We start from the raw sequence: 25642 nt of genomic DNA on the forward strand, positions 1-25642 counted from the left end.
TCCCGGCGCAGGCCGGGACCCAGTGACTTTGTGATCGGTTGTCGCGAGAGCGCGCAAAAGTCAGCTCTATCGCGAAAACTGAAAACCGATGCCACTGGGTTACTCGCTTCGCTCGCCCCTTCGGGGCCGCCCTCTGGGCGTTCTACGCGCAAGCGCTTGTCCGGCCTGCGCCGGGATGACGACTAGAAAGGTCTCCCCCTGAAGCCGTTCCTATAAGCAAACCCCACTCAAAGCACCTGCACGTACCGCGTCCCCTCATCCCCCGACACCACCAGCAACAACTGCCGCGGATTCACCCCGGCGAGCCGCTGCATCGTGTTCAGACTGGTCACGCGGAGATTGCCGATACCCAGCAAAATGTCCCCCTGCTTCAGTCCGCTCTGCTCGGCGCGACTGCCCTTGGCGACGCTCGCGATCTGCACACCGGCCACGCCCTGGCTACGCAGGTTCTGCGGCAGCTCGCTGAAGGTGACGCCCACCAGTCGTGCATCGAGCTTGCCGCCGTCGAGCGTGGCGAGTTTCTCGGGTGTCAGTTTCAGAGTGATGTCGCGCGGCGTGCCGCCGCGCGTGACGGTGAGCTTGACCGAGCTGCCGACCGGTAGCAGACCCTCGGAGTTGCGCAGGTCCTGCGGATTGCGCAGCGGTTTGCCGTCCACCGCAGTGATCACATCACCGGTCTGCACATCGGCCTGGTCGGCGACCGAGCCGTTGCTCACCCGCGTCACCACCACGCCCTCGCTGCTCTTCAGCCCCAGTACCTGCGCGATGCGTGGGGTGATCTCCTGCGTGTCGATGCCCAGCGTGCCGCGGCTGACCTTGCCGTGCGCGATCAGCTGCTGCATCACCTCGCTGCTCAGATTGGTGGGGATGGCAAAGCCGATGCCGACATTGCCGCCCGAGGGCGAGAAGATCATCGTGTTGATGCCGACCAGCTCGCCGCGCAGGTTCACCAGCGCGCCGCCGGAGTTGCCCGGGTTGATCGAGGCATCGGTCTGGATAAAGTTCTGATAGCCCGAATTGCCGAGCCCCGAGCGACGCAGCGCCGAGACGATGCCCGAGGTCGCCGTCTGCCCCAGCCCGAACGGGTCGCCCACCGCAACCACGAAATCGCCCACGCGCAGTTGATCGGAGTTGGCCAGCGGCAGCGCCTTCAGATCCGTGCCCTGAATCTGCACCACCGCCACATCGGTTTCCGGGTCGGTGCCGATCAGCTTGCCTTTGAAGTTGCGCCCGTCCTGCAGGGTGACCGAGATATCGTCCGCGCCGCCGACCACATGGTTATTGGTCAGCACATAGCCCTTGGCCGCATCGACGATGACGCCCGAACCCAGGCTCTGCTCCACGCGTTCGCGCGCGCCGCCGTTGAGGCCGAACATCTGACGAAACACCGGGTCGTCGAAGAACGGATCGCGCACCTTTACGCGGGTCTTGGTCGAGATGTTTACCACCGCCGGCGTAACTTTCTCCAGCATGGGCGCCAGTGACGGTAAAGGTTGCCCGTCAACACTCGGTGGCAGTGCAGCACGGCCGATCAGCGGCAGCACCGATGCCAGCACGGCACTAAATATGACAGCGAGGCGGCGATGACGCGGATACATCGAAGACTCCTTAAAAACATGGGTGGCGAAGCATAAGTGCAGGTTCGACTTTGCCTGTCGCGTTCGGTTCCCGCACCTGGCGATAACGTGACGGTGTTCAAAACACTTTACTTCGCATCGGACCAGGGGTAACTTGCACTTCCGTCCGCAAGCACAACATATTGTGTGTTGATGTCAGTTCACTACCCAGTGCTGGTGTCGACCAACAAACCCCTCAGGGGAGGGGTTTTCGTACGGAAGGGAAGACAGGCGGGTAATCGCTGCCGGGCCGGGAGGCCACCGGCGATGCCTCAGCTGATGTGAAGAAACCAACGGTACGGGTCATACCGGGAGGTCAGGAAGCCGATGAGCACCGTGCGTGCACCAGCCATGGTTCGTGATGCCGCAGCGATTCCGCTGCAGCCCGCGTCGCAGGACATCTGGGATAAAAAATACCGCCTGAAAGCGAAGTCGGGCGCACCGGTCGACGGCAGCGTCGACGAAACCTATCAGCGCGTGGCGCGCGCGCTTTCCGATGTGGAAGCGACGCCGGAGCTGCGCGAACACTGGAACGAGCGTTTTCTGTGGGCACTGCGCCGCGGGGCGATCCCGGCTGGCCGCATCACCTCCAACGCCGGCGCGCTCGCGCACAAGCCCGCGACCTCGACCATCAATTGCACGGTGTCCGGCACCATCCGCGATTCGATGGACGACATCCTCGAGAAGGTCCACGAAGCCGGCCTGACACTCAAGGCGGGTTGCGGCATCGGTTACGAGTTCTCCACGCTGCGTCCGCGCGGCGCGTACGTGTCGGGTGCGGGCGCCTATACCAGCGGCCCGCTGTCCTTCATGGATATCTACGACAAGATGTGTTTCACCGTCTCCTCCGCCGGCGGTCGCCGCGGTGCGCAGATGGGCACCTTCGACGTCAGCCATCCGGACGTGAAGGAATTCATCCGCTCCAAGCGCGAAGACGGTCGCCTGCGCCAGTTCAACCTGTCGCTGCTGGTCACCGACGGCTTCATGCAGGCGGTGGAGCACGACCAGGACTGGCCGCTGGTCTTCCCAGTGCACGTCAAGGAGAAGGACGAAGTCGTTCTCGACGACGCCAGCCAGGTGGTATGGCGCGAATGGCCCACCCACGAAAACTACGTGGAGCGCGAAGACGGCCTGGTCGCCTGCAAGATCTACGGCCACATCCGCGCGCGGCACCTGTGGGACATGATCATGGTGTCCACCTATGACTATGCCGAGCCGGGTTTCATCCTGATCGACAAGGTCAACGAGATGAACAACAACTGGTGGTGCGAGCACATCCGCGCCACCAACCCCTGCGGTGAGCAACCGCTGCCGCCGTACGGCTCGTGCCTGCTCGGCTCGATCAACCTCACCACCTTCGTGCGCGACCCGTTCGGCCCGAAGGCGCGCTTCGACTGGGACGAGTACCGCGACGTGGTCCGCGTCTTCACCCGCATGCTCGACAACGTGGTGGAGATCAACGGCCTGCCGCTGGAGCAGCAGCGCAACGAGATCCTCTCCAAGCGCCGTCACGGCATGGGGTTCCTGGGTCTGGGTTCGACCCTGACCATGCTCAAGATGCGCTACGGCGCCGCCGACGCTGTCGCCTTCACCGAAGAGGTGTCGCGCGAGATGGCCGTGGCCGGTTGGGAAGTGGCGCTGGAGCTGGCCAAGGAAAAAGGCCCGGCACCGATCCTGCTGCGCGAGTTCACCGTCACCGGCGACATGCTGCGCAAGCGTCCGGAGATGGTCACCGACGGCTACAAGGTCGGCGACACCATCACCGGCCGCGTACTGCACGCCAAGTACAGCCGCTACATGCAGCGCGTGGCCTCGGTCGCCCCGAACCTGGTCAAGGAGCTCGCCGAAACCGGCGCACGCTTCACCCACCACAGCTCGATCGCGCCCACCGGCACCATTTCGTTGTCGCTGGCCAACAACGCCAGTAACGGCATCGAGCCCAGTTTTGCCCATCACTACTCGCGCAACGTGATCCGTGAGGGCCGCAAGACCAAGGAAAAAGTCGAGGTCTACAGCTACGAGCTGCTCGCCTACCGCGCATTGATCAATGCCGACGCGATGCCGTTCACCGACGATGCCCAGGCCAAGCTGCCAGAGTACTTCGTTGCCGCTGACGATATCTCGCCGAAGGAGCATGTCGACATCCAGGCCGCCGCGCAGTTGTGGGTCGATTCGTCGATCTCCAAGACCGCGAACGTGCCGACCGACTACCCCTACGAAGACTTCAAGGACATCTACTTCTACGCCTATAAGCAGGGTCTCAAGGGCTGCACGACCTTCCGTTTCAACCCCGCTGCGTTCCAGGGCGTGTTGGTGAAAGAGTCAGATCTTGAGAGCACCCTCTACCGCTTCGAATTGGAGGACGGTAGTGTTGTGGAACTGAAAGGCAACGAAGAGGTGGAGTACGACGGCGAAATGCACACCGCCGCCAATCTGTTCGATGCCTTGAAGGAAGGCTATTACGGCAAATTCTGATAGCGGGGAGCATGACCGCTATCATTACCGCGTAACGGCTTTGCGTAGAGTTACGGTTTAGCACTAAAAAAACCCGTCGGAGGGGAACACATGTCAATTGATCTGGATTTCGAAATGAACGATACAACGGCAACAACGGAAGCACCGGCAGTCGATTCGACCCCGGCGCCGAAGAAGGCCCGCGCCAAGCGTAAACCGGCTGCCAAGAAGGCAGCACCGGCCAAGAAGGCGGCTAAGAAAGCCACCAAGAAGGCCGGCGCCAAGAAGGCAACCAAGAAGGTCGCGAAGAAGGCGACCAAGAAGGTAGCCAAGAAAGCCACCAAGAAAGTCGCAGCCAAGAAAGCGGTGAAGAAGGCAGTCAAGAAGGCTGCCAAGAAAGCCGTGAAGAAGGTGCGGGCAGCCAAGAAGGCAGTCAAGAAGACTGCTCGCAAGGTTGCCAAGAAGGGCACGGCCCGCAAGGCCGCAAAGAAGGTCAGCAGCAAAAAGACGGCCCGTAAAGCCGCCCCGAAGAAAGCGGCAAAGTCCGCTAGCAAGAAAACCGCCCGCAAAGCGGTAAAGAGGTCCACTGCCAGCAAGAAGACGGCGCGTAAGGCCACCAAAAAGGCCGCCCGTCGCAAGTAAGCCGTAACCAGTCGGGTCCGGCCTGGTGCCGGACCCGATTGTCTTCGACGACAGGGTGACGAAGACCTCCCCTATCCGTCATCCCCGCGAAGGCGGGGACCCAGTGAAATACGTAGTGCGAAGCACGCCTCTTAAAAAAGGCGCAGCAGCGCCACCCGCACCACCCAAAAGAACACCAAAGCCTCGCGGCACCGCCAAGCACTCAAAAAGAAGACACCACCATGGCGATCAAGATCGAAAAGAAGATCAAGGGCTACAACGTCGTAAAGCCCGAAGACAAAGCCGCGCAAGCCACCACCCCCGCCCAGCCCAAGAAAGACGAGGCACCCAAGGCGGAAGTGATCCAGATGCACGAGAGCGTAGAGCGCCCCGAGACGCTCATCGGCTCCACCTACAAGATCAAGTCGCCGCTGTTCGAGCACGCGTTGTACGTCACCGTCAACGACATCGTCCTCAACGCCGGCACCTCGCACGAACAACGCCGTCCCTTCGAGATTTTCATCAACTCGAAGAACATGGACCACTTCCAGTGGATCGTGGCGCTAACCCGCATCATCTCCGCCGTCTTCCGCAAGGGCGGCGACATCACCTTCCTGGCTGAGGAGATGAAAGCGGTGTTTGACCCGCGCGGCGGCTACTTCAAGGCCGGCGGAGTCTACATGCCCAGCATCGTGGCCGAGATCGGCGCGGTGATCGAGCAGCATATGAAGATGATCGGCCTGATCCACGACCCAGAGATGGATGAATCGACCCGGCGACTGATTGCCGAGAAGCGGGCGGCCTATGAGGCTGCCGCCAACCCCACGCCCAAGCAGGGCAGTGCCGAGGCCGCCAAGCCGGCCGCCGAGTCATCCACGGGCTTTCCGCCTGGGGCGACTATGTGCGTTAAGTGCAATACGCAGGCGCTGGTGCTGATGGATGGGTGTCAGACTTGTTTGAATTGTGGGTATTCGAAGTGTGGGTGATATGCATCTGACTCGAAATCAGGTGTACGTGTAAGCGTACCGTGGGTTCGAATCCCATCCTCTCCGCCAGAAAATTAAATAAGCTCCTGAATTAAGGGGCTTTTTTATTGCCTGTTGGTTGGCTTCCCTACTTTAGTCCCTACGGCGCGATCCGATTGCGCGCGGACGGCTACGGACAAGGATGGTAGCGATATACGCAACGATTTCGCTGTGAGCGGACTACGGGTCAGTGGGTAGGTACTGGTCGCAGCGCGCGACACGCTCCTGCACATGCCTGCATGGTCGTAGACGTATGCGTCCTAATGGACGCCGGGGCAGCGCTGGAGTCCACTTCTCGATAGCGAGATACTGGGCCGTCTCCCGAAGACAGGGACAGGGGCCAATATGAAAGTTCTCTTGAGCATCGCGCTCGCGTGCGCGCTCGCCGGGTGCAGCACGTACCAAGCGCACAGCAATCTAGCGACACCCTACGCGCCAACCGATCCGAGTCGGGTGCAAATCCTCTACTCGCCGCCGCAGCGCGCGTACACCTCCATCGGCATCGTCTCCGCCAACCACTACAAGCCCGGCTGGACTGATCCAAGCGTCAGCGACGCAATCCCCCAGCTACAAGCTGCCGGTGCGCAGATTGGTGCGGATGCGGTGATCGTGCGCGCTGATCGCAGCAACAATGACCGGCATGTCGTCGTTGAAGGCGAGGCGATCAAGTTCGCCAGCGACTCGAATCAGCGCTAGCCAAAGGAGCGAGCCTCTGTGGAACTCCTATTCCATGTCCTGACAACGATTCTCATTGCTGTCGTTAGCGCGACCTTCAGTGCGTGGATCACTGTTCGTCTATCACGGGAAAAATTTCGCTCGGAGCACTGGTGGGAAAAGAAGTTTGAGGCCTACGAGCGTGTGATTGACGCATTCCATTCGTCCAAGAAGTTCTACTCAGAGCACTTGAGAGCAAGCTATCTTGATTTTGACTTGGATGACGGGCGAGTCGAGGAGCTAAAGAATCAATCACTGAAAGCGCGTGACGAGATACTTAGGACATCGGACATTGGTGGGTTCATTCTATCTGCCTCTGCGCTCAGCATCCTCGCAAAATATGAGGCCGAGTCAGAGAACATGCCACGCCAAGACTCTTGGCAAGAGCACCTAGATCTCTCTTGGTCCATTGCTAATCGGTACATGAAAGAATTCATTGCCGAGGCACATTCGGACCTTAAGAAAAACAAGTAAATGACCACAAGGAGATAGTAATGAGTACTGTGCCGCTTTTTTCAGCCGAAATTGAACTCAAAGAAGATGGGGTAATCGGAAAAAGTATCGAGTGCTCTGAAAAGCACGCGCCGTTTATCATTGCTCAGCTCAGTGCCGCGGGCTTTCAGTGTTGTGCGCCGAAAGTTGTAATACCCGGCACGCAAAGAATAAGCAACTGGGTGCAGGTTCTCGTGTCTCATCACGATTTCGATGAAATGCATTCAGCAATTGCAAATGGCCTCAGTAATTCCAACATCGCAACTCTTGAAGAGGATTACTCAGGCAACGGCGAGCGGCTCGTTCGAATCAATCTGTCCAATATCAGCGTTTTCAACAAATAACCTTGCTTACAACGGCGGCGTAATTCGACAGCGCCGCTTTTTTTCTGCCTAGAAAAGTCCATGAATCTTCGCGATCCAGCCGGCCACTGTGATAATTAATCCAATCAAGGATATTGCCCAGTGCTGCTTAATGTAGGTGACTACAGATTCAAAACTGAGGCCATATATGTCCTTCCACTTGGCATCAGTCTTCAAACTTCCGTCAGAGATGCGCTCAAAAATATTGGCCATGATGTCCGCCTTTCTGAGCGTTGACTGATGCAGCTTAACGAACTCCTTGTTTTCGAACGCTTCCGCTTCATCCTTGCCGGCAAGGAAGTCACGCGCAGTCATCCTGTTTATCTTTATCAGATTTTCTAGCCTGGGATGACTTGCATAGCGAACACCGAATACATCAATAAGCGCCCGCGCAAGATCGAATTTCCTTTCTTCGGGAAGCTCGATTGGCCTCCCATGAAGTACCTTATACCGGTGTTCGATTGCAGGAAAGCCGTAATTTATGTCGCGCATGTTCCAGTGGATCCATGTGCAATGCTTGGTCTTATCAAGGTACGTATAAAATTCATCGAGCATCTCTTTTTCAAGAGCATCATAATTTGCCTCAATATTCGCAAAGTCGACGCCCTTTTGCTCGGCAACCTTATGAATGGAAAAAGACTCAGTTTGTCCTGACGACAAATTCCGGACTGCAATAGAGGTTACGCGAGGCGTCCGACCATCCTGCTTGTCGTAAAAGGACTCACAGGAATAGTGAATTACAACGCACGTCTCGCCCTTTTGATCTAATTCCGCCAGCCTTTTAAGGGCGGCATTTCTTTTTTTAATTCTCCTCAGCGGAGTCATCCCCATCCCCTTGCAACCCGTCGAACATCGGGAAGCGACAGCGATTACACGAAGTAATCGCTTTGCTCCTACTTGGAGCAGGTTAAGGGTTTGGAGCGAACGTTGCCACTACGCAATAGCAGCCGACCTCCGCAATTTCACCTACTTCCACCGCGTAACCGCCTCAATGCGCAGCGGATACCGAACTGGCTCCGGAACCCGCTGGAGCAGATCTGGGACACCCACCAATTAGTCCTCCACGGGCAGGCCGGTGCGCCGGTGACTGATATGACCGAGCTAAGGCGGAGCTAAGGGGACGGGGTGGACCACTTTTGAGTCCGCTCCCCTCGCCCCCTTTTGCGTCTGAGGCGACTGCCGCTAGAAGCCCAATGCACCTGCGCCAGGATCGTATTTATCCAAAGTGCTTGCAACAAAGGACCTCTCTTGATGGTTTTCCTTATTATCAAACCATTCGCAAAAGACCCTACCACCTTCCTGCAATTCAGACACAGTCATTGCCGGGCCGCCGCTTTTAAGCTGCACTGTGTCACCAATCTTGAACTCACTCATACCCTGCTCCTTGTTCGCCGACAATCGGTTTGACAACTATAAGCTAAGCGATACGATTTCCTGCCAACATTTGGAGCTAAGGCGTGTTAAGGGGGGCGGGTTAAGGAGTTAAGGGGACGGGATAGTTAAGCGACTCGGGCGCTCTCGAAGCGCTCACTCGCTTCGGCGGTGCGGGTCGGGGGAATTGGACTCCAAATCGTCGGGCTACTCAAAACTGGGAGGACGCCGCACCTGCCCAATAGCATAGGGACAATCTGAGTGTGATGCTGGCCCGCAGAAGCTTGACGCCTCCCCTCATTATTGTTCTCATCGCGATGACATGCCCGCTATCTCAGAGCAAGTAACGGACGGGGGAACAATGGATGGTTATTAGTCGAGCAGTCGTTGTCGCCGGTTGCATGCTAGCGCTTTGGGTTAGTGGGTTCGCTCATGCCCAGCAAAACGGCACCGTCACCTACGTCTATACCGATCCCCAAGGAACTTCCTTGGCGGAAGCAGATGCCCAAGGCAATATCACCGCTACGTTCGACTATGCACCCTATGGAACGATCGCGTTAGGTGCGCCACCCAATGGGCCTGGATACACGGGGCATGTGGATGACCCTGAGACCAATCTCATCTACATGCAGCACAGATACTACGACGCTGCGATAGGGCGCTTCGTAAGCGTGGACCCCGTTTCGCCGAAAGCGGCGAATGTCTTTGCCTTCAATCGGTATGACTATGCCAATGACAATCCTGCTCGATATATCGATCCTGACGGCCGTACCTGTACGGAAACTAATAAGACGTACACCTGTCAGATCGACAAAGTAGTCACGCAGGTGAATGGAAAGACCGTAACCAGGAATGCAACCGCAGAAGACCATAAAACGTATGCGGGATTAGAAAAGGCTCTGACAACCGCGGTCAATGCGGTAGCCAGTTCCGGAAAGACCGCGGATATCTCATTTAAGAGCGGCGGCAAGACCTACTCATTTTCTATTGCGGGGACTTCGGTTGCCCAAAATTTAGGGGGGCGCATAGTAAGCGTCGATCCCTCTGAATCTGGAGCTATGTATACAGAGGGCAATAAGACTCATGTTGAACAGGCTGGCTTACAGCCGGGTCGCACGATCTTTGGAGATGCGGAGAGGACGCAAGAGGTTGAATTGTTACATGAGGGAATCCATCGAAGTCCCGAAGAAAGGAAAGCTCTTGGATGGCGCGGGCTTTCGCAGATGGACAAAGATCAAGACTCTCATCAGGCCCCTTATAACGCTGCGGCAAATTCCTTTTTGGAACCTAACCAATGAATGCCGTGACGATAACCCTGGCTGTGCCAGTAATTCTCTGAATTAAATATTTGGTAGCGGTAGACATCAGATGAACATTGGAGATCTGACGCATATTTGGGTCGTTGTCCATCCGAAACAGGCCCTGTCGATCAGCGGGAGCCTGTTCGCCTGGCGGAAGGAAGGCAGACATGGCGTCGCTGTCTGAAATGGTTCATTTAGGTGCCCGGCTCGAAGACAGGAGACAACCAATGCGCTCAATACTTTCCAACATGCTGCTTGCTCTGGCCCTGGCTGGCTGGGTGCAGTCCGCCGCTTGTAGCGAGTCGTACTGCGCAACGGGTCAGGTAAGCCCAATCAAGTTGCGGGTGACGATTCAGCCTGGGAGACGTGAGGACTTCATCAAGTTCTTGCAATCTGACAAGGATCCTATTGCCCTCGGTGCTAGCTACGTTGGTAGGGCAGAGACGTCAGATTCTCTGAGCATAGACTTTTTGGAAGTATTTGATGCGAAAAGGGCATCAAAAATCTCTATTCAAGCAGACAATAAAAAGCCATCGGCTGTATTTGATTTTTCGTTCTGGAGCTGCAATACGACTCGTAGCCTGGAGCCGTACCGGGATGCCGTTCGCAACAGGGTTACTCAGTTTGGTGTGGGTGCGGTATCCGTAGTAGATGTACCTTCAAAGTGAGCCTGCGAAGGGGCTCTTATTTTTACTGCGAAGAAGGCCGAGGAGTGCTCACGAAAAGTGAACTGGGATACCCACTAATGGATCCTCGAACAAAGGGCAGGTTCCTTTTTAGTCAGGACTAGATGTTCCGGTCGAGGTTAAGGACGGGGTCGAATCTTGCCAGATTCGAGAAAAGTCTACCCAAAGGAAATCTCGGTGCGAAGGTCGATGCTTTGGGTGATGGTGTGGTCTTTTCGGCTACTTTTCCCCGGCAGGTGCCAGGATCATCGGTATCCTTGCCGCCATCGCATCGTGCGTGCAAATGCTCAGCAGTGGCTTGAAGCAGCCGGGCGTGTCGCCGTTTGAGGGGCAACAACTCATCGGGTGTTTTTAACCACATGCGGCAGTGGCAGTAAATGCAGCGGCCTTGCTGATTGTGGAATGCGTTATCGCGCAGCGAACGTAGCTTTGCCATGAAGTTGCCCAGTAGTTAGTCATAGGTTCCCGCGCTCCTTACGAGGAGCAAGTCGGGTACCTGACGCCTACAGGCTGACAGGCAAAACAGTGAAGGAGTAAATACCCACCACTACCGGGAAATGCAGTATCCGGATGCGGTATTTATAACGGACAAGCTTGTCTTTGACAAATGTGCTCATAGGGGAGTGTATACACGGTTTATTGAGGCTCACTCCCTTTGATAGTCCCCTTTTTGACGCGGACATTTTGTAGAACCCTCGTCCTGCATCGGCCTCCCCGCCTATTGCATTACCTGACTAGACATACGATATTTCACATATCCAGACAGGGGGCTGCCATGGATACCGGCGTGCAACGGCTTTCGTTGCGGCAAAGGAGTGCCTTTGCACTTCTTGCAATGAAGCATCTACACACCTGGTCAAACTACCTATTTTGAGCTGTGGCTTTGCGTGTCGTTACACGTGAAGTGATTTTCTACGTCGAACGAAATGAGGCTCCGAGCTCTTTGGGAGCCATGGACGAGTTCAGGGAGTGTGGAAACATGATGCAGTTTTTACGGCGTCGACATGCAGCCGCCGTCTTGGGAATGTTTGCGGCCTTTATTTGCCTTTCGCCGGCGCGAGCCGCTGCTCCCGACGTCGTCTACTTCGCGGGTATTGCGTTTACTGGCGACGCAGCCGCATCGGAAAAGGCCTTTCCGCATCTGTCGCGCGTGCTGGACACTAATGGTAGTTCGCAGGTCAATGCGAGCATCCGCGATCAACTGAAAACCCATCCGGCGGCATTTTCTGTCAGTTTTGATCAGCTTGGTTCGATCAAGGACGCCAGCCATTCCGTTGCGCTTGCCTTGGCGGTGGATCGCGAGACTACGTCCGTGGAACACATTGGCGACACTTACAAGGTGCGCCTTGAGATTGCCGCGCAGCTGCTCTTCTTCGATTTCAAGGAAAAGCAGGTCCTTGGTGGCTTTCCCCTGATCCTGGACTATGTGGATGTGCGCGGCGCGCCGCCGTCGGAAGACGATGTTCTCGCCGGCTTTCGCGGTATGGCGCTCGGCACCTCCGCACATGCGCTGCCGACTGAATTCGTAGCTATGCTGGCCAAGGCATCGGTGCCATCGGCGGCAACGCGCCATCTGCGTGTGGCATCGGTCACTCTGGCCGACAAGACGCGCCAGTATCTATCCACCACGGCACCCACCATTGATGCCGATGTGTTGCGTACTCAGATTGCTCAAGAGTTCGGTAAGTACCTGGCCGCCAATCAGAAGCTGGCCATCCTTCCCTACAGTTCGAACAAGGCCATCGGCGGCAGCATGGCGGCGCGTTTCGTCGAGGGCGAGGCGTACCAGCTGAAGATTCCCGAAGCCGACTACGAGATCTCACTCGATGTTGCCGGCTTCAAGAAGGTCGACCAAGGTCACAACAACGTCAACTCGATCTTTATCTACGGATCGTTCGTTGACGCGACTATCCGGGAGCCGCTTTCCAACCACGTCTACTTTCAACAGCGTATTCGCCAGGGCGCCACCAAGGAGGTTCCGGTAACTCAGACCTCCGTGGATGACTGGGCCGCCTCATACGAATCGCTGCTCTTGCTATTCAACAACTTCACACAGGCCGCCACCAATCCGGCGAGTCCCTGGGTGAAGTCCGCCTTGCCGGACTCGCCGGATGCCAAGGCGCAACTTTCCTCCCTTGCCGAGCTGATCAAATCATGTCGCTGAGCATTCGTGCACTCATTCTTTCTTCTGCATTGGCGCTATCGGCCATGGCGCCCGCCTACGCGCAGTCCGTGGCCGAGAAGGGCACGGCGTCAGTGACTTATACCGGGCGCCTCTCCCCAGAGGAGCGTCAGGGCGCCATTCGCAAAGCCAAAGTTAACGCCATCGAGCGTTACATCGCCGATACCAACGCTGCACGTTCGAGAGTGTTCGATCAGCAGCGTGATCGCATCGAGGCGCGCATCGACGACTATGTCCTCGGATCGACGATTATTTCCGACGAGGAAGATAAATCGACCAAGACATACAACGTTGTTGTGCGTGCCGATATCAACGGAACGCGGCTGATGAACGATCTGGGCAATGGCTCGGCTTCGGCGGCGGCCGTTAATTCGGCGGCGCATCAGACACTGACATTTCTGTTTCTATCACGTAGTCAGGCCAGCGTGCAGTCGTTCGACGCCAAGGTCTACAAGCGCGAAGATATCGATGCGTCCGCCTCGCGCAAGACGAAAGAGGGCGAGACGGTCCGTGCGCATAGCGTGGAGACTTCAGACAATATCGATGAGCATGCCAGCGTGGCCACCACCGCCGGCGGCAGCACTACGCGCAAAGCCGACAAGATCGACTGGTCGGTGGCTCAGTCCAGCGAGATCAATACCGCGATGACAGGTATTTTTGCCGATGCCGGCTATGACGTGGTCGAAGCCGACCAGGTCGAAGGCGCAAGCAACGGCCTGCTGAACATCGAGAAGATTCGTGGCGCCTATAGCCACGGCGACGACCTGCCATCGCAGATGACGCGCGATGCGACACAGGGCGTGCAGCAGGCGGGTATCGGCCTGCTGGCGCTGGGGACCCTGGACGTTGGCATGCAGGATGTCGATCCCGTCAGCGGCAATACCCGGGTCACCGTGACCGTGACGGGCAAGGTCTACAACGTGTCCGGTCGTTTTGCGCGGACGCTTACTTCCGTAGGTCCGGTGCAGTTTGCCGGCCTGGGTTCGGATGCCTCCGTGGCCCGGACAAACGCACTAAAGCTGGCGTCGCAGAAGGCCGCGCAGCAGATGGTCGATGAGCTCAATAACAAGGGCATCCATTAAAGCTTCGCGTTCTAATTCAACTTAAGGGGAAAACATCATGAATTTGTCCAAGCGCACTACGATGGCCGCAGCCGTGGCTTTGATCTTTGCCGCTTCCGCAGCGCAGGCATTGCCTATCAAGTTGCCCGCTGCCCTTGGTGGCAAGAGCAGCTCCCAGACTTCGGCTGCTACCAATGATCAAGCTGGCGATCCGGCCACCGCGCAGGATTCCCTTGTGCGAACCTTTGTGGCGTCGCAGCTCGAAGTGCTCGCTGCGCAGTCGGAGCTTGCCAAGGCCTACGATCTGAACGATCAGGCCGCGATTCTCGATTCGGAGCAGAAAGCACTCAGTGGTGGCGGCACGCTCGACGCTGCCGCGCTGCAGACCAGCATGGATCGCTCGCAGGCAGCCAGCGAGGCTATTTCGGCCAAGCAGGCAGCTTCCACTCAGCTGACTGCCGAAGGCAAGCAGCATTACACCGCCAGCCTGCCGCATTTCGCCAAGGGCGTGGTCGGCACGCGCGAGCTCGTCGTACAGGCTACGCATTTCACTAGCGCCATGAAGGGCTCGATGACCGGCGGCGGCCTGGCGGGCCTTGCAGGCGGTGCAGGCAAGCTCAAGGCAGGCGTGGTGGTGGCCAAGGGGACGCCGGCTTACTCCAAGAGCGTGTTCGATGTGTTCCGCAAGACCATGTCCATTGGTCAGAGCAATGGCGTCAAGGCACCGGCCGATGCCACCTCCGCTCTCGGCAGCATGGCGCCGTGATGCGTCGGGCAAGCTATTTGACGCCGATGCGTTATCGCGTCGGCGGGCTCGTCATGGCTGCGGCCATGGCGAGCGCTTGCCACCATGATGAAGCGGCAACTAACGCTTCGTCGTCCCCTACGCCTGCCGTGACAACCGCGGCAGCTGCGACGGTACCGGCCACGCAGGCACCAGCCCCAATACGTACCAATCCCGACTTTGGCGGTGTGACCAGTGAGACGGTCGAAGCCACAGGTGTCGCGCCTACGCTGGAAGGGGCGATAGACAATGCGATCCTCCAGGCCGTGGAGCAGGTCAATGGCAAGACGGTGGCCGCTGGCAGTTTGAACCTTGGCGTGGACGGCAGCCTGGCGGCTGGCGGCCAGTCGGTGGATTTCTCAAGTGCCCAATATGCGCAGTGGCTGGCCAGCAGGACATCGGGCGCGGTGACGCATTTCCGGATCATCTCGCAGCAACAGAAGAACTTGCCGCTGAGCACGGACGAGCAACATCTGGCAGCCAGTCAGGGCGAGAGCTGGAACAAGGGCAAGTTCGATGGCTCGGCCAGCGAACAGTCGGAGGCACATGCCCTGGCCAGTGATGGCAGCCGCGAAGCCAAGGCTGATGCCAGCCAGCAGGCAAGCGTGAGCGCATCTGGCGAGTACGATCAGCACCAAGGTGCAAGCAATGTTGATTACACCCAGAAACATACCCAGTTCGCCAACCAGTGGGAGGTGAAGATCGCGGTATCTGTAGCCAAATACCGTGAAGCACCAGGTGCCAAGCTGACCCGTGTGGTTATCGCCATGCCACGCGTCAAGCAACAGAGCTACAGAGTTGGCGACAGCAGTATCGGCTCGCAGGAGGTCGCTTCGCAAATTCGCTCGGCGCTCGGTGACGCCATGGTGCAGACGCATCGATTCACGGTCCTAGATCGCGATGCAACCGAAGAAATGGGGCAAGAGATAGAACTCATTCAATCGGGTAACGCCAAGCGCGAGGACACTGCGCGCCTGGGCCAGCAACTGGCAGCCGACCTGATTGTTATCCCCACGATCGATCGCTTCGAGTATCTGCGCCACGAGCGTGCACTTCGCCTTAGCGACCGAGCTCTGGTTTCCTATTCCGGTGGTGGCACACTGTCGTTCCGGGTCGTCAACGCGGTAACTGGACAAATTGTCTTGTCGCGTAGCTTTGATTACTCCCTGCCCGATACGGCGCCAACGACACTTGGTGCTGGGGCAGATGGTCCGCGTCTCGCTGGAGAAATGATGCAGGCACTCGATGGAGCGATCATCGGGTCGATTATGCGAAGCACGTTTCCATTGTCAGTGCTCCAACGCAACGGTCACAACGTCGTGATCAACCAAGGCGGCGATTTGGTGAAAGAGGGGACTGTCTACCAAGCGGTGACCATGGGCAAGGAGGTGATCGACCCGCAATCGGGTCAGTCACTCGGGCCCACGGAAACGCCTTGCTGTACGGTAGCGATAGACCGAGTGACGCCAAACCTCTCCTATGGTCACATTGTGGAAAGCGACGTGGACACGAGTGGGTCATTTACACCGGGAAGCATCGAGTTACGGGACTTTGCCAAACCAGACATGACGAGATCACCTGATGGTGCGGTGGTTGTGCGTGGTGCGAAGAAAAGGGTAGCCGAGGCAAAGGCTAGCGCCGCTGCCGATGCCGGCGGAGCGGACAAGAACTGGTAGGTTCATAGGCGCCAGTTGTTCAACTGGCGCCTATCGGGAGTCCCCAAAACAAAGGGTGATCCAGAGGCATAATGTGCACTGCGGTCGAAGTGTATGAGCAGTTTGTTTTGTGTCTGACCCTTTGACTGTGCATTCTCATAGGCAATGACATCGGACCCGCAACCATTCTCCCGACCGCCTCAGCTAGCAGCATCGCCATCGCACCGCAATGGGCAAGAGCACACTGGTAACGGTAAGGCTCCGACGGGCAATTTGGACGCATAGGCCGCAGTCCCGATATGCACCCACAAAGGAGCAGGCGTCCCATGAAGCTACCTCAACTTGCGCTACTTTCAGCGCTGCTGTTGGCAGCCAGTTCGCAGGGGCATGCAGCGGCCTCGGCCGCAAGCAAGCAACAACAGGTCGACGCCCTGTTCGCAAAGTGGGACAACCCCGACACGCCGGGTGCGGCAGTGGAGGTGGTCAAGGACGGTAAGGTTGTCTACCGGCATGCCTTTGGCATGGCCGACATTGAACAAGGTCGCGCGATCACGCCGTCGACGATTTTCCATGTCGCATCGGTATCGAAACAGTTCACCGCGCTTTCCGTGCTGCTGCTCGCGCAGGACGGCAAGCTGTCACTGGACGATGACGTGCGTCGCTACCTACCTGAGCTGCCCGACTTCGGCCAGGTCATCCGGATTCGTCATCTGCTCAATCACACCAGCGGACTGCGCGACCAGTTGAATTTGTTATCGATGGCCGGGTGGCGCATGGACGACGTGATCACCGGCGATGACGCGATGCGCTTTGTTCGTCGCCAGCACGCCCTGAATTTCGCGCCTGGTAGCGAATTTGAGTACTGCAATACCGGCTACACGCTGCTCGGCATGATTGTCGAGCGGGTATCGGGAAAATCGCTGGCGGCGTTTTCGAAGGAACGCATTTTCGACCCGCTGGGTATGAAGCACACTTTCTTCCATGAGCAATACAGCACGTTGGTCCCAGGCCGCGCGCAGTCCTATCAGCCCTCGCCAGGCACCGGCTACGAAGGCATCGCCCTGTCATTTTCCGTGGTGGGTCCCACCAACCTGTTTACGACGGCGGATGACCTCGTTCTGTGGCAGAGGAATTTTGATGATGCTCGCGTCGGCGGCAAGCCGTTGCTGGCTCAGATGCAGACGCCGGCCAAGCTCAATGACGGCACGGCCACTGACTATGGCGACGGCGTTTTTGCCGGGAGCTATCGCGGGCTCAGGACCATCGGCCACGACGGCGCGGATGCGGGTTTCAGAAGCAACCTGCTGCGTTTTCCCGATCAGCACCTGTCGGTGGTCATCGTCGCCAACGGCGCGGACCTTCATGTAACCCAGCTAGGCGAACGCATCGCCGACATTTACCTCGATGGCAAGCTCGACGCGCAACCGACGCCCATTCCCGACTACAGCAGCCGCACCGAAGTACCGATCGACCCGGCACGGCTGGATGCCCTGGTAGGCACCTATGCATTGGAGAACGGCTCGGCCATCACGTTCGCCAAGGAACACGGCCGCCTGGTGGGCTGGACCGCAGGCGATGACACGATGCCGTTCTACGCTGCGGGCGAGCGCGAGTTCTTTGCCAAACTGGTCAACGCCCAATTCACCTTCGACCCGCCCGGCGCGGACGGCGTGATCCAAGGCGGTACTTGGCGCCGCAATGCGCGTGTAAAGCATGCCAAGCGCATCGCGCCCATGAAACTGCCTGATCCAAAGGCGCTGGAAGGCGAGTACTACAGCGACGAGCTGCACGTGCTCTACACCGTCACCGAGAATGACGGCAACGTCGTGCTCAGCTATTCACGCGGCGACATTGTGCTTGCCCCATTCGACAAGGACAGCTTTGTTGGTCCCTGGCCGTTCGGTCTCGTCCATTTTCAGTGCGCACCGGCGAGCGGCTGCGCCGGGTTCACCGCGACCGAGGATCGTGCGCGCGACGTGCAGTTCAATAAGGTAACCATCGTCGACGCAGGCAAGCGATAACGCGATATCCGCCTCGGGTTAGAGGCGTATCCTCCGTGCGCCGCCCTATTGGCTGACGATGCTTACGTGTACTGATTCACCGCCCCTTAAACGCCGTCGCAAATAGTCCGTCCCCGACTTTTGTTCAGCAATGTTTTGAATGGTGGTGCTAGAAACGCTCAATTTTACCGAGTCGATCGATTTCCAATCCCACATGATCGAGACGAAGAACGAGTGGTCTGGATCCTTCACGCTGAATATCTGCGGGTCCGCATCAGATACCCGCACATGGAGATCAAAACCATTTCTCAGGCGCGGCTGCTCTCGTAGAAGGTCTGCGAGTTCCGCTATGTCTAGCGGGTTATCATCTACCGAAGCGTCTTCTTCGGGGTAGATTTCTTTGATGGTCTTCCCGGCATGCGAGCTTGTGGGAATGTCCTGGAATTGAATCTCTACTTCGTCCAATTCCGATAGCTCGTGATCATTCACCCAGATTAAGTGCTTAGTTTCTTCGGGGTCGCCGTAATAGCCACCAGTCACATCAAGGACGGCGATCTCCGGTGAAAGCACGTCACCATGAATGCGTACCGACAGAATGTTGAAGTTCTCAGAAGACAAGGCGGCGACGACTTCGTTATTGACGCGCACGACTAAGCCTGGGTGAAGTCTCATTTGGCCCTACTATTCCGTTAGGAGCTTGAACGACGCTAGCTTGCGACTAAGACGGCGTCCGCCTTGGTTGAAAGCGGGCCTTTCCAGAATCATAGCGCCAAGCGCCCTGTAGCACTCATGGTCCGCCCCAGCGGGGTACCAAGCGCTTACCGGAATCAATGTTCGACCCAGCCGGGCTCCGCACTGACCCTATCGAAGAGAGGACCTAGCAGTGAGGCTAGTGTTAGCACCTCGGTCTCCGGGTTTAAGATGAATTGTCCAAGCCGAGCCCCTTCGCACGTCATAGAGGTGGCGGCGCATGGTGCCCGCCTCCAACGGAGAATCCCAATGCAGTATCTATTGATGCTTTACGCGGACGAGAGTGGCTGGGGCAAGATGTCGAGGGCCGAGCAGGAGCAGGGCGTTGCCGCCTATGGCGCTTATACGCAGGCGCTGAAGGCGGCGGGCGTGTGGGTGGGCTCCAACCGGTTGAAGGACACCGATACGGCTACCACGGTGCGCCTGGTCAATGGCAAATCGCAGGTGCTCGACGGCCCCTACGTGGACAGCAAGGAGCAACTGGGCGGCTACTACCTTATCGAAGCGCCGACCCTGGATGAGGCCCTGGCCTGGGCCGCACGTTGCCCCGGCGCAGGCCACGGCACGATCGAGGTGCGCCCGGTCTGGGGCATGGAGGGGTGAATAGCGGGGCACACGCGCGCGACGTAGCCGATGCCGTCGCGCGTCGTAGCTACGGCAAGCTCGTCGCCTTCCTGGCCGCCGACACGCGTGATGTGGCGGCGGCTGAGGATGCGTTGTCTGAAGCCTTCGCCATTGCCCTGGCGGATTGGCCAGTCAACGGATGCCCGGCCAATCCGGAAGCATGGCTGATGACCGTTGCACGGCGAAAGGGCATAGACGGAATGCGGCGTCGCCACACGGGTGACGCTGCAACCGCGCAACTGCTCATGGCTGCGGAGGATCAATCGTCAGCATCTGCGGACGCCGGCACCGACGTAGAGATTCCCGACAAACGACTGGCCTTGTTGTTCGCCTGCGCACATCCGGCCATCGATTCCGATATCCGTGCGCCCTTGATGTTGCAGGCGGTGTTGGGGCTGGATGGAAAGACGATTGCTTCGGCGTTTCTCACCTCGCCGGATGCGATGAGCAAGCGACTGGTTCGTGCGAAACAAAAAATTCGTGCAGCGGGCATCCCGTTTGCCATTCCAGCGCGCGATGAATTGGCGGGGCGGCTGGATGGTGTGCTGGATGCTATCTATGCTGCCTTTGCAGAAGGATGGAGCGATCCCGGCGGCACCGACGTGGCGCGGCGCGATCTCACCTCTGAAGCGCTGTTTCTTGCCCGATTGGTCGTTGCGATGCTGCCGCAGGAGCCAGAAGCGCTGGGTATGTTGGCGTTGATGCTGCATGCGGACGCACGACGTAGTGCCCGGCGGAATGCAGATGGCAGCTACGTGCCTCTGGCCGATCAGGATGTCTCGCTGTGGAATGCGGCCATGATCGACGAAGCTGAAGCATTGCTTCGACACGCAAGCTCCCTCGGTCGCATAGGCCGCTACCAGCTCGAAGCTGCGCTGCAGTCGGCACATGTCGAGCGCCGCCGTACCGGCCGCATCGACTGGACGGCGGAGGTGGAACTCTACGATGCATTGCTCGCGCTTTCCGGCTCGCCGGTCGTGGCGCTCAATCGCGCGCTGGCCATTGCGGAATGGAAGGGGCCTGTTGCAGCTTTGAAGATTGTGGATGCGCTTGCCGTCGATGGACGGCTTGCCCAGTATCAGCCTTATTGGGCCGCTCGGGCCGCATTGCTAGCCAGAACCTGTGCTTACAGCGAAGCCCATGACGCTTACGGCATTGCGATTGGCCTTGAGCGTGACCCCGAAGTTCGCCGCTTTTTGCAGGGGCAGCAGGCCAATTTGCCTCACTGAGCGCCGTATGTGTCTCGCAGGATGACATGCCGCCAGATGAGAGGACGTGCATGATCGCGATGCACTACATCGATGTGCATTGCGGTCCTAATCCGTGAGACGGTCGTCTGTGAGACTGTGCCAGTCATAAGGGAGCCCAACTTTTGATCGCCTCACGCCGTAAGCGACGCCGGTAGGGGCGGCTGTTCCTGTCGCATCAAAAATCATGGAGAGAAGTGCAATGGGAAAGATACATTTCTTTAAATCTTTGGTTGTCTCATTCGCCTTTGGTTGCGCGGTGCTGATGAGTGCGGGAGTGTCGGCGGCAAATGTTGTGACCGCCACCCAGACTATGGCTATTCCCTATGGAGCGTCGGTCTCCGGTGGTACACCGCCAACAACGGTTACGGTGACCTGTCCGCCTGGCTACGTTGTCGTAGGTGGTGGACTTACGGGAGACTTCGGCTCGCAATACATGCCGGTCGTTTCGGTGAACAATGCGCTTGGTTTTATCGCCAACCCGTACTTCACGATCATTAGCAGCGCGCCTACGGCCAACGGAAACGGCTGGATGGTTACTGGCTTGGCTCCCTATTATGCGAATGGACAAGTCACGGTCTATGCTCGCTGCATTATGTAATCCACCAGGTCTGTTGCCTGCTTGGCTTCCGGAGTGGATGGCGAAGCTGAGCGCGTGATTGCAAGAAAGCAAGGGCGGCTGAGTGGCCCTTGCTTTTTTGCAAGTGCATTCAGGGGCATCCAAGAAATGGCCTCTACACTAACTTTCCGCGCGTTACGTGACATGGCTTCGCGCGTCCAACGCCAAGTTGCCATTGCCTTGGCCGATAGTGCAAATTGTGCGCAAAGAAACAGGGGGATGGGATATGCGTGACTGGCTAAAGTTTTTCGGCTTCAGAAAGCCGAGCCTGTCTGTGAGTGCGGCATCGCCAAACGGTGCCTCCGACATGGAGGGCGCTTCGTTCGACGTTCGCATCGTCAGCGGTGCCAAGGCATGGACCACGCTGCAGGAGTTGCGTAAACAGCCGGGCGTGGTGCCAGTAGTCTTTGGTGACCGTAATGACTATGACAACATTACAACTGTGATGGGCATGGGGAATGCATCGTTCGACGACTACGTGCGCTCTGGTGCAGCGTTAGATATAGATCAGTGGGTAGCGAGCCGGGTCGAAGAAGAGCCGGAATACTACAGCACGGATGGTCCCGAATTAGCGGCGGGAAATGCTCAGCAGCCAGGATTATTGACTGTCGTTTACGATGTTCTGTCGGGTCAGCCAAAGGCCGAAGTCTTTATCGGTCTGGTGCCTGTACAGGAGCCCTGGCAGGTTCCTGCTTACCCGAAGATCGGTGGCTGGAATGAGTGCCCGGGAGCTGAGGTACATGTCGCATTTTTCAAGCGCTGGTACGAGCAGTTCGGAGCCGTGGTGACCAGCATTTCCTCCGATGTCATCGAATTCACTGTAGAGCGCCCTCCGCAAACGATGGAGGAAGCCCGCCGGCTCGCGCACGAGCAGTTCATTTACTGCGCCGACATCGTCCATCAAGGCGTACAGACTGAAGGCAACTTGGCACAGGCGTTGTTAGGTAGCGGGAACTGGTTTTTCTGGTGGGATTAATAGGCGAGGGCATCCGGAAGCCGTAAGGGTCAGATATCTGGTGGCCGGGGCGCTTTTTGTACGTGGCATCAATCCGCGTCCAGCAACGTGAGCGCCTGATGTCTGGCCGAAGCCCGCAACGACTTCCGCAGCCCCGCATCATTCGTTGTCCGCGCCAAAACCATCCCGCCCACGCACAACGCCACCATCGTCTCCGCTCGCCGCTCCGCATCACTAATGCCTTCAAGCGCCGCCCGATAGATATAGCTCATGCCACGAATCAGATCGGTATAGGCCTGTTGCGGTTCCAATCCCGCGCGAGCGACATCGGAAGGTAAGGCGTACAGCGGGCAGTGCATGTCGATGTTTTCCAGCACTTCGTCACTCAGGTAGAGCTCGATCAGCATCCTGGCCAGTTTTTGCGGATCATCTAGGTCTTGCGCAGCATCGGCGGTTTGCACGGCGAAGGGATTGCAGGTGACGAAGCTGGCGACAGCGGATGCGTAAAGGTCGTCCTTGCTGCGGAAATGGTGATAGAAGGCGCCACGGGTCAGGCTGGCGGAGGCCATGATCTGGTCGATGGTGACCTGTTCGAAGCCATGGCGGTTGAACAGACGACGGGCGGACTCGACGATGCGGGCGCGTGTCTGGACGGCATGTTCGGGGCTATAGGGCATGGTGGGGTACCTCCTGGCGCCTATATAGCAAGCTTGCAGAATATGTTCTTTAACATATTTTGCCGCTGCGTAAGCTCGGCCACCGGTAACAGACGACCGGAGGCAACAGCATGAAGATCTACTGGTTCAAAGCGCAGGCGCCACGCCGCGTGCTGGCCTTGGCCAAGCACCTTGGCGTCAATGCTGAATTTATCGAGCTGGACCTGATGGCAGGAGCTCTAAAGGCGCCGTCCTATCTGGCATTCAATCCCAACGGCAAGGCGCCCACCCTGGTGGACGGTGATTTTGTGCTGTGGGAATCGTCAGCAATCATGACCTATCTGTGCATAAAGACCGGTTCGGACATGTGGCCGGCCAATCGACCCGACGAGCAGGTACAGATAATTCGCTGGCTGTCATGGAACGACTGCCACTGGTCGCGTGCCGTTGGCACGTTCTACTTCGAGAACCTGGTCAAGGTAGTGTTCCATATCGGCGAGCCCGACCCTGCGGAACTGGAAGCGATCGTCCCCGAGTTTCATCATCTCGCGACGATTCTAGACAAGCGCCTGGAGGGGCGCGACTTTGTCGCTTGCGGCCGGCTCACCATCGCGGACTTTCAGCTGGCATCGATGGCCTGCGATTGGCGCGAGGCGAAGATGCCGATGAGCAAATATACAAATATTGTGCGCTGGCTCGATGGCCTGATGACTATGCCGGGTTGGGCTAATCCATGGCCCGCCACGGAGACGCAGCCTAGACCCGCCATGGCGCATGCTTGAAGAGCAAAGCCGAGCCTGATCGTGGCATCAGGTTCGGCACCACCATGGGGAGAGTGGATCGTGAAGAATTACCTCGTTGTCTACATAGGCTCGGAAGCGTCATTCAAGGCATCCGGTTGGAGCGACTTGAGCGAAGCTGAGCGGCAAGAGCGGGAAAGGCAGGGCATGGCAGCCTGGGAGGCCTGGACGCAGGCCCATAAGGCTGCGATCGTCGATATGGGCGCGCCGCTGAGCCGAACCGTGCGCGTGTCCCCGCGAGGCACGGAAAACATCAAGAATGCCTTGGCGGCCTATACCGTGGTACGCGCCGAATCCTATGAGGCAGCGGCAAAGATGTTCGAGGGACATCCGCACTTCACGATCTTTCCCGGGGAGTCCGTGGAGATCATGGAGTGCTTGCCGGTGCCAGTAAAGGCGTGACGATTCGCGGGTAATGAGGGCTCGGACGGTACCGTTTTTCTTTAGTGCCGCTATAGTCGGCAAGTCATTCAGAAGAAGCCGAACCTATGCCTCGTCTCTCTCGAATTGCCCTCGCTATCGTTATGGCCGTTATCGCGCTGCCCACGCTCGCGGCGGAACTCAAGGTGATGACGTTCAACGTTCGAACGTCGGCCGCCCAGGATGGGCCCAACGCGTGGGAAAAACGGCGCGATCTGTTTGCTGACACCATTCGGCAGCTGCATCCCGATGTGGTCGGCACGCAGGAATTGAACAAGCGGCAGGGCGACGACACGGTGGAGCGTCTCCCCGAATACACGTGGTTTGGCCGCGATCGCTTCGGTGGACATGCCGACGAACACATGGGCATCTTCTATCGCAAGGACCAGCTGAAAGTTATCGAGTCCGGCGATTTCTGGCTGTCCGATACGCCAAACAAGGTAGCCAGCATCACCTGGGGCAATATCTTTCCGCGCATGGTCAACTGGGCGCTGTTCGAGCGCCTGTCGGACCACAAGCGCTTCTACCTGCTGGATACGCATTTCCCGTATCGCGACCAGGACGAGGACGCCCGCTCGCGCGGTGCAAAGGAAATTGCCGCATGGATTGCCAAGCTACCGGCGGGTACGCCGGTGATCATTACCGGCGACTTCAATACGGGCCCGGAGAGCCAGGCGCATAGCACGCTCACGGCGAGCCTGAAGGATGCGTGGGACAGCGCGCCGAAGCGCGATGGCCCCGCCAAGACATTTCACGATTTCACCGGTACGCCGACTGAGCGCATCGATTGGATTCTCTATCGTGGTGTACAGCCCATTGATATCCGTACTGTGACGACCTCGAAGGATGGGCGATACCCATCGGATCACTTTCCGGTATTCGCTGATTTGGTGCTTTGAGGCCAATTGTTGGACGTAAGCCCGACACCGGTTTGGTTCCTGAGCCTATCCGTGCTGACCGATGTGGGCGCGCTATGCATCCTTGGTGCCGCATTGCTGAGAAATGGCGCGCCTGAATGTCGCGACATCTAGGTTCTTCACCTGATAACAGCTCCGCTTAGACGTTTGAGAAAATCCTCGCGCTCCTGCATGGCTGCGGCCTCAGTTCCAGGGTGTTTCCTTTGCGTAGATGTTCAACCTGGCGATCATTGGCTGCTTGGGAAAGCGGTGTGATTCACTTAGTTTCCATTGTGCGGATCCAGAGGAATCTCAGCTAACTTCTTGGGTTCCGTCGCACGTTAAAATAAT

At 57.9% G+C, this 25642-nt stretch carries 25 protein-coding genes and 1 tRNA gene; 21 read left to right on the forward strand and 5 right to left on the reverse strand.

Annotated features, from left to right (window positions below):
* Nucleotides 1-227: 227 nt before the first annotated feature.
* Entirely contained in the window at nt 228-1598 is a 1371-nt protein-coding gene (locus QMG46_RS07155) for a Do family serine endopeptidase (RefSeq protein ID WP_281851799.1), read from the reverse strand.
* A 345-nt stretch (nt 1599-1943) separates the two neighbouring features.
* Between QMG46_RS07155 and QMG46_RS07160 the strand changes: the two genes are divergently transcribed.
* The 7 genes from QMG46_RS07160 to QMG46_RS07190 all read left to right on the forward strand — a co-directional run bounded on the left by QMG46_RS07160 (nt 1944) and on the right by QMG46_RS07190 (nt 7266).
* Nucleotides 1944-4091, forward strand: coding sequence for an adenosylcobalamin-dependent ribonucleoside-diphosphate reductase (locus tag QMG46_RS07160; protein ID WP_281851800.1), 2148 nt, complete (start codon nt 1944-1946; stop codon nt 4089-4091).
* Nucleotides 4092-4181: 90 nt separating this feature from the next.
* Nucleotides 4182-4712 (forward strand): histone, encoded by a 531-nt coding sequence (locus tag QMG46_RS07165; protein ID WP_281851801.1) that lies wholly within the window; start codon nt 4182-4184, stop codon nt 4710-4712.
* Nucleotides 4713-4933: 221 nt separating this feature from the next.
* A complete protein-coding gene (locus tag QMG46_RS07170; protein WP_281851802.1) occupies nt 4934-5677 on the forward strand; it encodes a TSCPD domain-containing protein in 744 nt (247 codons plus the stop codon).
* Nucleotides 5629-5746 (forward strand) — tRNA-Ser (locus QMG46_RS07175). The genes QMG46_RS07170 and QMG46_RS07175 overlap by 49 nt, the downstream gene beginning before the upstream one ends.
* A 315-nt stretch (nt 5747-6061) precedes the next feature.
* The gene (locus QMG46_RS07180; protein ID WP_281851803.1) at nt 6062-6412 is read left to right on the forward strand and encodes a hypothetical protein; all 351 of its coding nucleotides are present in this window, start codon (nt 6062-6064) and stop codon (nt 6410-6412) included.
* A gap of 18 nt (nt 6413-6430) precedes the next feature.
* Complete coding sequence (locus QMG46_RS07185) at nt 6431-6904, forward strand: hypothetical protein (RefSeq protein WP_281851804.1); 474 nt, start codon at nt 6431-6433, stop codon at nt 6902-6904.
* Nucleotides 6905-6924: 20 nt separating this feature from the next.
* On the forward strand, nt 6925-7266 hold the full coding sequence (locus QMG46_RS07190) for a hypothetical protein (RefSeq protein WP_281851805.1): 342 nt from the start codon (nt 6925-6927) through the stop codon (nt 7264-7266).
* Nucleotides 7267-7314: 48 nt separating this feature from the next.
* Here the strand turns inward: QMG46_RS07190 and QMG46_RS07195 are convergent, their stop codons facing one another.
* Together QMG46_RS07195 and QMG46_RS07200 are read right to left on the reverse strand one after the other, a co-directional pair.
* The gene (locus tag QMG46_RS07195; RefSeq protein ID WP_281851806.1) at nt 7315-8109 is read right to left on the reverse strand and encodes a hypothetical protein; all 795 of its coding nucleotides are present in this window, start codon (nt 8107-8109) and stop codon (nt 7315-7317) included.
* 357 nt (nt 8110-8466) lie between these two features.
* Entirely contained in the window at nt 8467-8658 is a 192-nt protein-coding gene (locus QMG46_RS07200) for a YodC family protein (RefSeq protein ID WP_281851807.1), read from the reverse strand.
* Between the two features lie 362 nt (nt 8659-9020).
* On the opposite strand from QMG46_RS07200, the gene QMG46_RS07205 reads away from it, so the two are divergent.
* The 7 genes from QMG46_RS07205 (at nt 9021) to QMG46_RS07235 (ending at nt 18345) form a co-directional block, all read left to right on the forward strand.
* Nucleotides 9021-9953, forward strand: a complete 933-nt coding sequence (locus tag QMG46_RS07205; protein WP_281851808.1) for an RHS repeat-associated core domain-containing protein — start codon at nt 9021-9023, stop codon at nt 9951-9953.
* 170 nt (nt 9954-10123) lie between these two features.
* Complete coding sequence (locus QMG46_RS07210) at nt 10124-10624, forward strand: hypothetical protein (RefSeq protein WP_281851809.1); 501 nt, start codon at nt 10124-10126, stop codon at nt 10622-10624.
* A gap of 997 nt (nt 10625-11621) precedes the next feature.
* A complete protein-coding gene (locus tag QMG46_RS07215) occupies nt 11622-12806 on the forward strand; it encodes a hypothetical protein (RefSeq protein WP_281851810.1) in 1185 nt (394 codons plus the stop codon).
* The gene (locus QMG46_RS07220) at nt 12797-13906 is read left to right on the forward strand and encodes a hypothetical protein (protein WP_281851811.1); all 1110 of its coding nucleotides are present in this window, start codon (nt 12797-12799) and stop codon (nt 13904-13906) included. Before QMG46_RS07215 ends, QMG46_RS07220 begins: the two co-directional genes overlap by 10 nt.
* A gap of 37 nt (nt 13907-13943) precedes the next feature.
* The gene (locus tag QMG46_RS07225) at nt 13944-14651 is read left to right on the forward strand and encodes a hypothetical protein (protein ID WP_281851812.1); all 708 of its coding nucleotides are present in this window, start codon (nt 13944-13946) and stop codon (nt 14649-14651) included.
* Nucleotides 14652-14704: 53 nt separating this feature from the next.
* Entirely contained in the window at nt 14705-16345 is a 1641-nt protein-coding gene (locus QMG46_RS07230; protein WP_281851813.1) for a CsgG/HfaB family protein, read from the forward strand.
* Nucleotides 16346-16650: 305 nt separating this feature from the next.
* Nucleotides 16651-18345, forward strand: a complete 1695-nt coding sequence (locus QMG46_RS07235) for a serine hydrolase (protein WP_281851814.1) — start codon at nt 16651-16653, stop codon at nt 18343-18345.
* 45 nt (nt 18346-18390) lie between these two features.
* Here QMG46_RS07235 and QMG46_RS07240 read toward each other — a convergent pair whose 3' ends face one another.
* On the reverse strand, nt 18391-18972 hold the full coding sequence (locus tag QMG46_RS07240; RefSeq protein WP_281851815.1) for a hypothetical protein: 582 nt from the start codon (nt 18970-18972) through the stop codon (nt 18391-18393).
* Nucleotides 18973-19323: 351 nt separating this feature from the next.
* Here QMG46_RS07240 and QMG46_RS07245 point away from each other — a divergent pair, with 351 nt between their 5' ends.
* The 4 genes from QMG46_RS07245 to QMG46_RS07260 all read left to right on the forward strand — a co-directional run bounded on the left by QMG46_RS07245 (nt 19324) and on the right by QMG46_RS07260 (nt 22540).
* Nucleotides 19324-19677 carry a YciI family protein gene (locus tag QMG46_RS07245; RefSeq protein WP_281851816.1) on the forward strand — a complete coding sequence of 118 codons (354 nt, stop codon included), beginning with the start codon at nt 19324-19326 and terminating at the stop codon, nt 19675-19677.
* A gap of 92 nt (nt 19678-19769) precedes the next feature.
* Nucleotides 19770-20927, forward strand: coding sequence for an RNA polymerase sigma factor (locus tag QMG46_RS07250; RefSeq protein ID WP_281851817.1), 1158 nt, complete (start codon nt 19770-19772; stop codon nt 20925-20927).
* A gap of 220 nt (nt 20928-21147) precedes the next feature.
* Complete coding sequence (locus QMG46_RS07255; RefSeq protein ID WP_281851818.1) at nt 21148-21546, forward strand: hypothetical protein; 399 nt, start codon at nt 21148-21150, stop codon at nt 21544-21546.
* A 244-nt stretch (nt 21547-21790) separates the two neighbouring features.
* Entirely contained in the window at nt 21791-22540 is a 750-nt protein-coding gene (locus QMG46_RS07260) for a DUF4253 domain-containing protein (RefSeq protein ID WP_281851819.1), read from the forward strand.
* Between the two features lie 68 nt (nt 22541-22608).
* On the opposite strand, the gene QMG46_RS07265 is transcribed toward QMG46_RS07260, so the two are convergent.
* Nucleotides 22609-23196, reverse strand: a complete 588-nt coding sequence (locus QMG46_RS07265) for a TetR/AcrR family transcriptional regulator (RefSeq protein WP_281851820.1) — start codon at nt 23194-23196, stop codon at nt 22609-22611.
* Between the two features lie 110 nt (nt 23197-23306).
* Between QMG46_RS07265 and QMG46_RS07270 the strand changes: the two genes are divergently transcribed.
* From QMG46_RS07270 to QMG46_RS07280, 3 genes are all read left to right on the forward strand, one after another.
* Nucleotides 23307-23957 carry a glutathione S-transferase family protein gene (locus QMG46_RS07270; RefSeq protein WP_281851821.1) on the forward strand — a complete coding sequence of 217 codons (651 nt, stop codon included), beginning with the start codon at nt 23307-23309 and terminating at the stop codon, nt 23955-23957.
* A 60-nt stretch (nt 23958-24017) separates the two neighbouring features.
* Complete coding sequence (locus QMG46_RS07275; protein WP_281851822.1) at nt 24018-24377, forward strand: hypothetical protein; 360 nt, start codon at nt 24018-24020, stop codon at nt 24375-24377.
* Between the two features lie 86 nt (nt 24378-24463).
* Nucleotides 24464-25294 (forward strand): endonuclease/exonuclease/phosphatase family protein, encoded by an 831-nt coding sequence (locus tag QMG46_RS07280; protein ID WP_281851823.1) that lies wholly within the window; start codon nt 24464-24466, stop codon nt 25292-25294.
* Nucleotides 25295-25642: the final 348 nt, after the last annotated feature.

Origin of the sequence: Dyella sp. GSA-30, assembly GCF_027924605.1 — a bacterium.
GTDB lineage: Bacteria > Pseudomonadota > Gammaproteobacteria > Xanthomonadales > Rhodanobacteraceae > GSA-30.